General features: G+C 59.1%; 12 protein-coding genes. 6 read left to right on the plus strand and 6 right to left on the minus strand.

The features are described from left to right. Positions 1-5 precede the first annotated feature (5 nt). Positions 6-674: a GntR family transcriptional regulator gene (locus CH275_RS10045; protein ID WP_094677664.1), complete on the plus strand. Its 669-nt coding sequence runs from the start codon at positions 6-8 to the stop codon at positions 672-674. Positions 675-908: 234 nt separating this feature from the next. On the opposite strand, the gene CH275_RS10050 is transcribed toward CH275_RS10045, so the two are convergent. Beyond that, the gene (locus CH275_RS10050) at positions 909-1469 is read right to left on the minus strand and encodes a helix-turn-helix domain-containing protein (RefSeq protein ID WP_094677666.1); all 561 of its coding nucleotides are present in this window, start codon (positions 1467-1469) and stop codon (positions 909-911) included. Between the two features lie 190 nt (positions 1470-1659). Between CH275_RS10050 and CH275_RS10055 the strand changes: the two genes are divergently transcribed. Continuing rightward, a complete protein-coding gene (locus CH275_RS10055; protein ID WP_094677668.1) occupies positions 1660-2724 on the plus strand; it encodes an isopenicillin N synthase family dioxygenase in 1065 nt (354 codons plus the stop codon). Next, complete coding sequence (locus tag CH275_RS10060) at positions 2721-3482, plus strand: alpha/beta fold hydrolase (protein ID WP_094677670.1); 762 nt, start codon at positions 2721-2723, stop codon at positions 3480-3482. The genes CH275_RS10055 and CH275_RS10060 overlap by 4 nt, the downstream gene beginning before the upstream one ends. A gap of 433 nt (positions 3483-3915) precedes the next feature. On the opposite strand, the gene CH275_RS29455 is transcribed toward CH275_RS10060, so the two are convergent. Continuing rightward, positions 3916-4077, minus strand: coding sequence for a hypothetical protein (locus CH275_RS29455; protein ID WP_179276082.1), 162 nt, complete (start codon positions 4075-4077; stop codon positions 3916-3918). Positions 4078-4595: 518 nt separating this feature from the next. On the opposite strand from CH275_RS29455, the gene CH275_RS10070 reads away from it, so the two are divergent. Further along, positions 4596-5972 (plus strand): uracil-xanthine permease family protein, encoded by a 1377-nt coding sequence (locus CH275_RS10070; RefSeq protein WP_094677674.1) that lies wholly within the window; start codon positions 4596-4598, stop codon positions 5970-5972. Positions 5973-6436: 464 nt separating this feature from the next. On the opposite strand, the gene CH275_RS10075 is transcribed toward CH275_RS10070, so the two are convergent. Genes CH275_RS10075 through CH275_RS10085 form a run of 3 tightly spaced genes read right to left on the minus strand, consistent with a single transcriptional unit; the run spans position 6437 to position 8180 of the window. Continuing rightward, positions 6437-6811, minus strand: a complete 375-nt coding sequence (locus tag CH275_RS10075) for a DoxX family protein (RefSeq protein WP_094677676.1) — start codon at positions 6809-6811, stop codon at positions 6437-6439. Positions 6812-6846: 35 nt separating this feature from the next. Further along, a complete protein-coding gene (locus CH275_RS10080) occupies positions 6847-7746 on the minus strand; it encodes a pirin family protein (RefSeq protein ID WP_094677679.1) in 900 nt (299 codons plus the stop codon). Positions 7747-7775: 29 nt separating this feature from the next. Next, positions 7776-8180 (minus strand): NADPH-dependent FMN reductase, encoded by a 405-nt coding sequence (locus tag CH275_RS10085; protein WP_306436942.1) that lies wholly within the window; start codon positions 8178-8180, stop codon positions 7776-7778. Positions 8181-8424: 244 nt separating this feature from the next. Between CH275_RS10085 and CH275_RS10090 the strand changes: the two genes are divergently transcribed. Then, positions 8425-8889 (plus strand): MarR family winged helix-turn-helix transcriptional regulator, encoded by a 465-nt coding sequence (locus tag CH275_RS10090; protein WP_094677681.1) that lies wholly within the window; start codon positions 8425-8427, stop codon positions 8887-8889. A 250-nt stretch (positions 8890-9139) separates the two neighbouring features. Continuing rightward, entirely contained in the window at positions 9140-10462 is a 1323-nt protein-coding gene (locus CH275_RS10095; RefSeq protein ID WP_256990955.1) for a GDSL-type esterase/lipase family protein, read from the plus strand. Positions 10463-10752: 290 nt separating this feature from the next. Here the strand turns inward: CH275_RS10095 and CH275_RS10100 are convergent, their stop codons facing one another. Further along, complete coding sequence (locus CH275_RS10100) at positions 10753-11754, minus strand: alpha/beta hydrolase (protein WP_256990956.1); 1002 nt, start codon at positions 11752-11754, stop codon at positions 10753-10755. Positions 11755-12039 lie beyond the last annotated feature (285 nt).

Raw genomic sequence — 12039 nt, forward strand, 5'->3', positions numbered from 1 at the left:
GCCTCGTGACAGACGTGAGCACCACTGCGCTTTCCCAAGGGCTCGGCCGCGACATCACCGATCTCGTACGCGCCATGATCCTCGACGGCACGTTGAAACCGGGACAAGTGCTGCTGCCCCGTGATCTCCAGGCGCAGTTCGGTGTATCCACCATCCCCGTCCGTGAAGCCCTGCGCACACTTGCATCCGAAGGATTCGTAGTGTCGTCGCCGCGCCGACGCACGAGAGTGGCCGGTGTCTCGATGACCGAGCTCGGTGAGGTGTACACACTCCGGCGTTCAATCGAGCCGCCCCTGATGCGGCAGAGTGCAGCCAGCCGCACCGAGCTTCACATCCGGTTGGCCGTGGCCGCATTCGACGACATGGACCGCCACGTCGGCTCTGATGTGAATAAGTTTCTGGCCGCGCACCGCGAATTTCACCGAGCGTTACTGGAACCGGCATTGGGGCCACTGACCGAACGTATTCTCCGGCAGCTGTGGCTCACATCGGATAGGTACGTACGCCTAGGGGTGGCTAGTACCCGAGTCGACGAACGTGCCCGAGACGATCACCTCACGTTGCTCGATTCGTACTCCTCAGGCGATGCGATACTTGCCGAGCAGACTGCGCGCGCGCACTTGCAGCTGGTAGAGCAGTCCGTAACCGGAGCGTTGGGTGATCTTCTCAACTGAACGCCCGGCGATCGGCCCAGACCTGATTTTGTCACGAACCGCTCCGGGATGCGGCGATGACTCGGACACCCGCGTCAACGCACCGACCGCCGCGAGCCCAAGGCGGCCAACCGTCAACAGCTAACGGAGTAATAGGTGACCTCTGTTCCGCAGTTCGGCATCGCCGACGAAATGAGTGTGTGATCGCATGAAGCGTTCTCGACGACAGGTACTTCGCCCGCTGTGGGAAGGAATTCAGAACCCGGGTGGTGTGCAGATGAACAGAAATTTCGCAGTGTCCTCGGTGTCGTTGAACCATTGGTGCGGCGACGATGCGGTGTAGTAGATCGTGCTTCCGGGTTCGAGGGTGTGCTCAGCGTCGTCGATGACGAATCGAATGCGTCCGGAGATCACGTAGAGGAGTTCTTCACCGTTATGGGAGGTGGGCGATTCGGCGGCACTGCGAGGATCGGCTATCACTTCGTTGCATGCCATGGAACGAGAACCCGCCGTACAGAAACGCATCACAGCTCCTGGACCGAGAGAGTACGACGACGAATCGTCGACATGGATCACTGTCGCGTCCACGCGTGTACCTTGTTCGAGGAGATCGTGGGCCGTCGTGCCGAGCACTTGGGCAATTCGGTGCAGATTGATGACGCTCGGCATGACGTTACCGTTCTCGATCTGACTCAGAAACGGTTGTGACAGTTGCGATCTCGCGGCCACATCGGTCAAGGTCAGCTGGATAGCGCGGCGCGCGGCGCGTATCGACGCTCCCAGCAATCGGGCGAGGTCTCGCTGGTCGTCGTCCACTCCCGGACGCTACCAAATCCGGCAATTACATGCGGTGGACGGTCCGCTTGACGACATCGAGAGTGCGGCCTAGGCGGCGGTGAGCATAACGTAACAGAATAAACACATGGAATTAAATATTACTGTGTTCAATGTTATCTAACGCGAACTGCGGTTCGACAGGCCCACTACAGTACGAAGCGGAGAAGCAATGCCACGCAGTATCGAACGCCCTACCTTCACGGTTCCCGTCATCGACATCACCGCGTACACGTCAGCGGGCACGACAACCGAACGCTCCGAGGTCAGCTCGCAGATGGATGCCGCATGTTCGACGGTCGGGTTCGTTCAGATCCTCGGACACGGCATCCCCCAGGAAGTCTTGTCCGGGTTGGCAGGCGCGGTCGACGCGTTCTTTTCGCTCCCGCTCGAGACGAAGAAGCGATACCGCGTCGACGGCACCAACCGGGGTTATAGTCCCCCCAAGAGCGAGTCTCTGAGCTTGAGTTTGGGCATCGAATCGGCCACAAGGATGAACGATTTCTTCGAGGCTTTCAATGTCGGCACAGAAGCTCGTTCCTTCCCGCACTTGAGTCTGTCCGAGGACGATTACGGCCTCAACCTCTGGCCGGACGTCGAGGGTTTCCGCGCCGCAGTGGAAACCTATTACCAACATGCCGCACGCGTAGCACGAACTTTGACAGCGGTGTTTACTGACGCCCTGCAACTGGACAACGAATACTTCGATGTCCACGCCGACCATTCGGTCGACGTGCTGCGCATGAACAACTACGCACTGCCTGAAGGCACGATCACGCTCGACGGCGATCTCACTGGAATGGGCGAGCACACCGACTTCGGATTCGTGACCGTACTCTGGGCGGACCAGGTCCCAGGTCTTCAGGTACTCGCCAGCGACGGTACCTGGCATGACGTTGAGCCCATCGATGGAGCACTGCTGGTCAACCTCGGCGATCTCACCGCGCGCCTGACCAACGATCGCTGGATGTCCACGCTGCACCGCGTCAAGCCGCCGATCGTCGAGGGTACTATCCAGCGCCGGCGCTCGGTGGCGTACTTCCACGACGGGAACATCGACGCCACGATCTCCACACTGCCGAGCCATCTTGACGCCGCCGACGGTCTCGCCTACGAGCCGATCCTGGTCCGCGATCACATCACCGCCAAACTTGCCGGCTCCCGCCAGGGAAAGGCGAACGTCACCGCGGTGCGCGAGGCAGCCCGAGTTCTCGCAGCGCAAAGTAGCCAGGTATGAGCGGTGCAGTCATCGTCCTGATCCACGGGGCGTGGGCGGGCCCGTGGGTATGGGACAGCATCATCGACCGACTGAGCACTGCAGGACATCGTCCGTACGCAGTGGCACTGCCCGGAGTCGGTAATGCGATCGACCCCGACGTACCGATCACCCTTGAGATGCTCACAGACTCGGTCATTGCCGACATCGCAGGCTTTGACGGCCCGCTCGTCATTGTCGGTCACTCGGGCGGCGGAGTCGTCGCAACCCAGGTCGCGGAGCGACTGCACGATCACGTTGCCGGGGTCGTGTTCGTTGCCGGGATGATGCTCCCCTCGGGACGATCGTTCGACGATATCTGTGCCGACGTGGAGTTACCTTCCACTGTCGGTATCACCGCCGATCTCGAATTCACTGCCGAAGGTAGAATCAGCACCGTGCCCGTAGACGTGGGCTCAACGGTGTTCTTTCAGCGTGCAGATCCGGCGGCGGCAGCGGATGCATCGCGCCGCCTTCGCCCGCAACAGGAGTCCGCACGACTGATCACCCCGACGTGGACAACCACCCGATACGGGTCCATCCCGAAGTTGTACATCGAGGCCCTCGACGACCGATCCGTTCCGCTCTCGGCTCAACGCCGCATGCAGGAAATTTCACACGGTGTAGAGATTTTCTCTCTGGATTCCGATCACGCGCCGCAGTTGTCGGCGACCGACGAACTCGCCACCGTGATAGCGAATTACAGCAACCGACTGTGTTCAGTCAGCCTTGCCCCTTGAATTCGGCGACGGATGCTGCGGGAAATGAAGCCACCGTGAGCTGATCTGCAAAGGGTGATACATCCACCTGAGTGCCGTCGTTGCCAACCCAGACTGACGATGGCCATCGTCGGTGCGCCGATGATCATGCGGCTGGTACCGACACTTGTGCAACAACACGATCGGGGATCTCGTCCAACCTGCATCGGGCACTCTGCGATGAAACCGGGGGTGCCTGTAGTTCGAGCATTGTCGTCGAAGTGAAGCCGGCTTGCAGCGTGTTCGACCGTAGTGACGCGACAGTGGGTTGGACGTCGATCTCCTCGGCAGCCAATCCGTTCGAAATCGCTGTGCCCGCGCGGCGTGTCAACTCTGTGCCGACTGGGCATTCACCCACGGTGCCTTACTACCAGGACACGTCAGAGCAGCGACGTTCGCACGGCCCCTCGACGCACTAAAGCCCAGTGGGCGACTCGTCGTCATCGGAGCCGTCGGCGGCGCGCCACACCGATCTCGACCTGACGAATCTGTCTCGCCGCTCGATCACCATCGTCGGATCCGCGATGGGCAGCCCCAACGAGCTCGCCCCGCTTTCGCCGCCTTCTGCGTCAAACACGACGTCGAACCTCCCGTGCACTCGAATCGGGCCGATCACCCACTCGCAGAACGCATTCGAGGGTTTCGATAAGAGCGACCGCTTCAGGAAAGTCATCCTCGACTGCGCACCGGGTCGAGGATCACAGGACTCGTGAACCCCGATCGATCGAGATCGAGGTTCTGTGCTGCATAGCTCGCGCAGGAAGAGCGTCTAGCCGGATCTGGCTGAGCGGGCGAGGCACATCTCGTCGCGCGGACTGATGCCACACTCGCGGCTCAATTGCGACACGCTGTGCACGATGGCGGTGCATTGTTGCTGCGGCCCCAGGACGGGTGGGCGGCCCGCATCGACTGGCAACGGATGGGTTCCGACGCGTGGAATTTATTCGCGACCGTCGTGCTCGCCATGCCTGGAACACCACGGACGGTTACAGAACAGAAACCTGGACGGCGGGATCGTAACAGAATAAACATCGCCAATTAAATATTTCCCTCAAGAATAAAAGTCCTGAATACCTCGACATCTGGAGCACCCCCATGACCCACGCTGTGGACATACGCTTACCTACCCCGAGGCTGCTCGCTTTCGGGCTGCAGCACGTACTCATCATGTATGCCGGGTGCATCAGCGTGCCACTCATATTCGGCGCAGCTGTCGGTCTGGACACGCAGACCACAGCCATGCTGATCTGCGCCGATCTTCTCATTTCCGGTGTAATAACGGTGATGCAGAGCCTCGGAATCGGAAAACTTGTCGGCATCCGACTACCGATCATCTGCGGGGGATCCTTCGCAGCGTTAGCGCCAATGATTCTCATTGCGTCCGAGTATGGAATGCCCGCCGTATACGGATCCATGCTGATCGGCGGCATCATCGGCATCCCATTGGCATGGATATTCTCTGGGTTGTTGCGCTACTTCCCAGCCCTGGTGACCGGATCTGTTCTGACCGTGGTCGGTCTGTCACTGATTGGTGTAGCAGGCGGGCTGATCGTCGGAAACGACCCGTCTGCGAGCGACTTCGGGTCGCCGACCAACATTGGACTTGCCGCGCTGATCCTGCTCGTCGCTGTCGGCTTTCTATGCCTCGGCCGGAATCTGTGGCGTCAACTGGGCATACTCATCGCACTATTGGTCGGCGCTGTGATTTCGATTCCCCTCGGGCTCTACGATCTGGCATCGGTGAGTGACGCGTCGTGGGTCGGTATACCGTCGCCCTTTCACTTCGGCGCACCACAATTCCCGCTTACCGCAGTAGTAGCAATGACGGTCGTCATGGTTGTGATCTTCGCGGAATCGACCGCGAGTATTCTTGCGCTCGGAGAGATCACCGGAAAACCGATCTCGCGGAGCGATCTAGCTCGCGGGCTTGCTGGCGACAGTGTTTCGGGAATTCTAGGTGCGGTGTTCAATGCATTCATAGATACCGTGTACACCAACAACGTCGGTGCCGTTGCCGCAACACGCGTCTACAACCGCCACGTCACGGCGGTCAGCGGTGTCATCCTGATCGTGCTGGGCTCGATTCCCAAGTTGGGCGCTTTCGTCGCCGGCCTACCGGCACCGGTCGTGGGAGGTGTTGGTCTCATATTGTTCTCGGTCATTGCAGTCGTAGGAATCAACACCCTGCGGCAGGTCGACCTGTCCGATCCGATCAACATGACCATCGCGTCCGTTGCTGTCGGCGTCGGTATGCTGCCTACGTTCGTACCGGGCATGTTCACCCAGTTTCCATCATCAGCTCAGATCATCCTCAGCAGCGGGATAACGCTCGCGGCACTGGCAGCCTTCGCACTCAATCTCATCTTCAATCACACTCGCCTCGGCCGCAGCGCCCGCCGCGCACTCTCCACCGCCGCTGACACGAGTACCGAAACCACCTCCATTCCGATCGAAGAAAACCATGCCACATAAGAGTGTTGATCATGACGAACTCATCAGTGAAGACGAACGTCACCGCAGTGGACGAGGCAGCCCGAGTCCGCGCGTCGAAGAGCAGCACCGCAAGAGCGTGAAATGCTGCGCATCACGTCGCCGATCGAGCACGATGGCGCGCCGCGCGACGGCTAAAGTCCGACTCGTACGACGATCTGATCGCCTTGCTCTCCTGAAACTGCCCGGCCAAGTCGCATCTTGGGAGAACCTATACACGTCGAAGAAACCTGTCGGCTTCCCGTCTCTGTCAACCACGCCTGGCCGAACGTCGATGGGAGTGGGTTCCCGAACGGCGACCTCAATCACACCGCAGAGCGATATCAAGATTCATCGGTACGAGCAGCGTGCATGGTCGGTGCGAGGCTTCACGACCTTGACATCGCGGATCGAGCGTTCCCACAGTCGGTTTTGCCACCGGTGCCCGGATTCGTCGATGGTGCGAGTCAGAAGCCGTGCGGTCCGAATCGGAATGCAGCGAGGACCGCACTGAGCAGGCCGAGGACTATCGGTCCCGGTAGGGCGGTGAACTCTCGTCGGCGGATGTGGACTGCCAGCGCGGCAAGCATGGTGATGCTCAGGCCGGTGGCTGCGAGGGGGGTCAGGATCACCGCGATGCCGAACACCGGCGGCAGGATCAGTCCGAATGCGCCAAGCACTTCGACGGCACCGATAGCTTTGACCGCAGTATCGGAAAGGTCGTCGACGTAGCCCATGCCCGCCGCGGAGAGTTGGGCCCGCGTCCTGATGAGTTTCATGCCACCTGCGCCGAGGAAGGCTATCGCGAGGACTGCGGCGAGGATCCAGAGGAAGATATTCATGATGGTGGTCGGTCTCTTTCGTTCGGTTGGAGAAGTCAGCTCAGTCGCATGAGCCGGGGGATTGGCCCGAACTTGCCGGCGTGGAAGTCGTTGAAGGCCTTAGTAATTTCGACTTTGGTGTTCATCACGAACGGACCCCCGAGGGCGATGGGTTCGTTCAACGGGGCACCGCTGAAGATCATCAGTCGTGTCGTGGTGTCCCCGTCGGGTGTGCTCAGGTAGAGCGAGCTCGCTCGTGCGGTCGCGTCGGCGGCGCGTTCTGAGGGCAAGGGTTCCGACCATGCGGTGCGGCCGGTGTCCAGACGGTGCCCGCTGACGTCGGCGCTGCCGGAGAGTACGTGTACGAATGCTCGATGGTTCCCAGGCAGTGCATAGTCGGTTCGGGTGCCGGGTTCGATGGTGATGATCACCGCCTGTACCGCGACGTGGTTGTGGGCCGGTCCGGTACGCCCTTCCACCGTGCCGGAGATAACGTCGATGATCACGCCGGGGCGTTCGATACGAGGTCGTTGTGCGGCGACCAGGTTCTGGTAGTTGGTGTCGGTCATCTTGTCTGCGGCAGACAGATTCAGCCAGAGCTGCAGAACATGTGCACGTTCGTTGCGGTACGCGAGCTCTCGGTGGATGATTCCGCGGCCCGCGGTCATCCACTGGATGTCGTCGGCTTCCAGGGCTCCAGCATGTCCCTTGTTGTCTCCGTGTTCGAGGACGCCGTCGACGACCATCGTGACCGTTTCGACTCCCCGGTGAGGATGCCACTCGAAACCCGGGGTGGAGAACCAGTCTTCGCCGAAGAACAAGAAGGGATCGGTGAGGGTGGGGTCGCTCGGATCGAAGATCAAAGCCTTGTTGTCGACCTGTGCGTCGGGTCCGAGGGTGCGAGGCGACTCCACTCGTGAAATGGATCGGCCGGCTGCCAGCGATGGTGTATTCACCGTACTTCTCTTTCGTTGCGAGGTGGGTGTCAGCGCAAGGGCGCAAGGGCGTCGGCCCAGGCCTCGACCTGGCCGAACAGGACGGACAGCGGTGCCAGGTGTCGTTCCCCGGGCGTGAAGGTGCTGTAGTTCTCGAAATCGTCTGAGAGGGTGAGGGTTACCTGCTGTCGTACGTCGGCCAGCTGAAGTTCTCCGGCGATCGAGCGCAGGTGTTCGGCCGCACGGGTGCCACCGGCCGATCCGTAGGAGACGAATCCGACGCTCTTGTTGTTCCACTCTGCGTAGAGGTAGTCGAGTGCGTTCTTCAGGACCCCGGGGATGCTGTGGTTGTACTCGGGGGTGACGATGATGAAACCATCGAGTTCCGAGACGACTTGGGCCCACTTCTTGGTGCTCGTACTGGTAGGGACCCATCGACGGCGGCATGAATTCATCGAGATGAGGTAGGTCGACCTGTTGTAGATCGATCAGCACGTACTCGGCGTCGGATCGTTCGAGGGCATGGTCGTACACCCACTGTGCAACTTGTTGTCCGTTCCGCCCGGGACGGGTGCTTCCGATTTTGGTCATGATGACTCCTCCTCGCTTTAACTCGGACATTTTAGCTGACGCGTCACCTATTTTGCCATCTGCCGCTTCGGAAAACAAGCTGATGCGTCAGTGAACTATGATCGACCAGTGTCCGATCCGAACTGGCTTAACGAAACGGAAGCACCGATGTGGCGGGGGCAGGTCGATATGTGGAGGCGGATCGACCGCGAGATCGACGTGCAACTCGCGGGTGCGGGCCTGTCGCGCGCCGAATTCGAGTTACTGGGTCCACTGTCCGAGGGACCGGAAGAAGGCATTCGACCCAAGGAGTTGGGCGGCATTGTCGGCTGGGACACCAGCCGGGTCGCGCACCTGTTGCGGCGGATGGAAAAACGGGGGCTCATCGAACGGTACGACTGCGACGGCGACGGCCGCGGCACCGTCGTCCGGGTCACGGTCGTTGGTCGACAGTTGATGAAGGATGCCGCAGCCGGGCACCTGACACTCGTCCGTCGACTTTTCGTAGACCAACTCACCGACCATGAAGTCGAAGTGCTTACGCGCATCTCCCGTCGCATCCGACACGAAATCGATCCAACCAAGCCCCGATAACGCGTCCGTCCTTTTTTCAGAGCTGGGCGCGCGTTCGGCCAAAATAACGGTTTACCTACATTCCGCCGGCTACACCCTGTATTTTTGGCGCTGGGATGACCGTCGATGACCCCAATCGACCTACCCTGCGGACGGTCGCTTGTGTTCGAGTAGGCAGTATCACCAGGCTCGAATCGGCACTCCAGTCCACGAACACCCCATCCACCTGACCATTGACAGCCGTTCGAGCCGATTAGCAGGAAAGCCTCGCATGACACTCCGCCTGAGGATCCGCGGGTCCTTGATTTTGCTGGCCGCTGCCTTCGCCGCCACATTTTTGATGAGCGATCCCGGCCGTGCAACCGCTGAACCAGCGCTGTGCATGGATCGACAGTGGGTTGCTAGCTGGGCAGCGAGCCCGTCTGACTCGGCGAGCGTTGTCGACAGTTCGCTCAACCCGACATTTGCGGTCGCAAACCAAACTTTCCGTATGACGGTCTCTCCACATCTCGGAGGATCCACTCTTCGGGTGCACCTGAGTAACCGTTATCGCCCGATTCCGCTCTCCTTCGAGCGTGCAACAATAGCGAAACAAGATTCCGGCGCATCCATCAAGCCAGATAGTCTTCGCGAACTACGCTTCGAAGGCGAGCAGTCAGCAACACTGGCTGCGGGTTCCGATCTGGTGAGCGACCCCGTTGAACTCGATGTCGAGGCCACTGAACAGCTGTCGATCAGTGTCTACATTCCAGGTCTCGCTGTGTTCCCGACCGAACACTTCACAGGAAACACCACTAGTTTCTACAGCCCGCCCGGATCCGGCGATCATACGAACACCATATCGGGCACTCCGCTGAGCTCGTCGACGACGACGATGCTACTCGCGTCCGGAGTGGATGTACTCGCGCCTGGTTCCACTTCATCCCTGGTCGCGTTCGGTGACTCGATTACCGACGGTTTCGTCGGAAGCAACTATTACCTCGGTTTTCCTCAAGATCCGTCGGTCGTCGACCGAAACGCGAGGTATCCCGACTACCTTCAGCGCCGAATCGACTCCAACGATCTTCCCATCTCGGTAGTAAACGCCGGTATTTCGGGTAATCGAGTTATCGCCAGCGGATTGATCCCACAATATTCGGACAGCATGGTGTCCCGACTTCAACGCGACGTCATCGACAAAGCGGGTGTCCGTGACGTCATCCTGCTCGGTGGTATCAATGACCTAGGCATTCCGATTGGCGCCAGCTTCGAACAGATCATTGCTGGATATACGAATATCATCACTCGTCTACGTGCAGCTGATATCGCGGTACACCTCGGAACACTACTTCCTGCCAGTAATGCATTACTCGATGGCGTCCTCACGGTGCCACTCGCCAACCCGGTTCGTCTGCAAATAAATGAATGGATCAGGACGCAAACACTGGCGGACAGCGTAGTAGATTTCGATGCCGCGCTCCGAGACCAACGCAATCCCGACGTTCTGGATCCCCGCTATGCAGGACCCGACAACCTGCACCCTAACCCCGCCGGATACGAGGCAATGGCGAACGCAGTCGATCTCACCGCATTTTCCGGTCGTCAATGCGAATAAGCGGTCAGCGAAACGCAGACTGTTTTGCGCGCGTCCGGCCATTCCGGGTGTGCCGGAACCCCACCACACCGTGCCGCGATTGCGGTATCGAGTTGGCTAGTAATAGATATCGATGTGACCTATCCCAGCGACACCAACGGCGGTCTCGTAGCACTGACGTCAATGCCGTAGAACGATGCGGCACCTCATTCGAGTGTCCGGTTCCGGTGTTTCACGACTCTGCGGCGCAGCAGTTCAGGTAGTCCACGTGGTGTGCGAGGATGGTCGAATTGGCCGGGCACTCTTGCAGCTCACCACGCGTTCAGAGCGGTGAGTATCTGCGGGCGTGCCTTCCACAACTCGGCCGACCAATAGGGCCACGAGTGTATTCCCGAATTGAACCTGAACGTGGCATCGATACCGAGGGTCGTCATGCGAATCCGATAAGCCATGGTCTGAGCAAACGACAAGAATTCCAAACCCATTCCTGTTGCTGTATTGAAATAGTCCACGGGTGTGCGAGGATGGTCGAATTGGCCGGGCAGTCCGTTCCCTGTCGAAACATACATCGATAATCCTCGCATTTGTGAGGCTGACACGAATGGATCATTGCGTAACCACGCCTCGTCCCAAGGAAATCCCCACATAGCATCAGAGTTGAACCCACCCGCATCGAGCATCGACACGCGGATTGCTTCGCGCATACCGATTGCAGACGTATTGAGGTAACCAGAAAGTGAACCAGCAAACCGAAACTGGTCGCGGTGGTATGCGGCCAAGGTCATTGCTGCGGTGCCACCCATAGAAGGTCCCATTATGCCGCTGATCGTGCGGTCCACTCCGAAACGCGACAGATACGTCGGCAGTTCGCTCGTCAAAAACGTTTCCCACTTGTAAGTGCCCTGCTGGTTGTTGAAGTTACTTTTGTTGTACCAGTCGGAATAGAAACTCGACTGTCCACCGACCGGCATGACCAATGTCAGATTGTCCCGGGCGAACTGGTCCATTGCGTTGGTCTCGAAGCTCCACGCATTTCTGTCATTACGGGCTCGCAACCCATCGAGAAGGTACAGTGACGCTGTTCCGCCTCGTGAAGCCCATCGTACTTGCACCTTGATATCACCCATCGAGGATGGGACCCACAGTTCTTGGTATCCGCCAGCGTCGGTGTAACGGGCGAGGTTCGTTTCTTGATTTGCATACGCAGGCTGTGATCCGAAGCCTAATGCGAGCATCAATGCCGTTCCGACGATTGTTATAGAGCGCCGCCAACTCGCAGATCTGGCTGCGAAAAAAGACCTAACGTTTGGCATATTGGTATTCTCCCATCGCGACAATTAAGACAGGCTCGGATTCACCCACTCACTTATCGTGTTCGGCCGCGGTCTGTTAACGGTTATTTCAGTGATGCACATCCCAATTCGGGCAGTGCCGTGAACGCGAGTCGATTGGTCAAGTTTAACCAGATTGCGTTTTGTTATTCGATTTCTTTAGGACACCGCACAGGGTCGATAAACCGACATGTGGACGCATGCAATGCTGTGGCAACTCCGCGCACACATGACTTGATGCCTCAGTGCAAGCACGGGCACCGGCGC

The organism is Rhodococcus sp. 06-235-1A, assembly GCF_002258785.1.
Classification (GTDB): domain Bacteria; phylum Actinomycetota; class Actinomycetes; order Mycobacteriales; family Mycobacteriaceae; genus Rhodococcoides.

Coding starts and splice junctions, on each gene's coding strand:
- CH275_RS10085 (WP_306436942.1), bottom strand. CDS start 8,180: ATGAATTCATGCCGCCGTCGATGGGTCCCTACCAGTACGAGCACCAAG.
- CH275_RS10095 (WP_256990955.1), top strand. CDS start 9,140: ATGACACTCCGCCTGAGGATCCGCGGGTCCTTGATTTTGCTGGCCGCT.
- CH275_RS10075 (WP_094677676.1), bottom strand. CDS start 6,811: ATGAATATCTTCCTCTGGATCCTCGCCGCAGTCCTCGCGATAGCCTTC.
- CH275_RS10070 (WP_094677674.1), top strand. CDS start 4,596: ATGACCCACGCTGTGGACATACGCTTACCTACCCCGAGGCTGCTCGCT.
- CH275_RS10060 (WP_094677670.1), top strand. CDS start 2,721: ATGAGCGGTGCAGTCATCGTCCTGATCCACGGGGCGTGGGCGGGCCCG.
- CH275_RS10055 (WP_094677668.1), top strand. CDS start 1,660: ATGCCACGCAGTATCGAACGCCCTACCTTCACGGTTCCCGTCATCGAC.
- CH275_RS10100 (WP_256990956.1), bottom strand. CDS start 11,754: ATGCCAAACGTTAGGTCTTTTTTCGCAGCCAGATCTGCGAGTTGGCGG.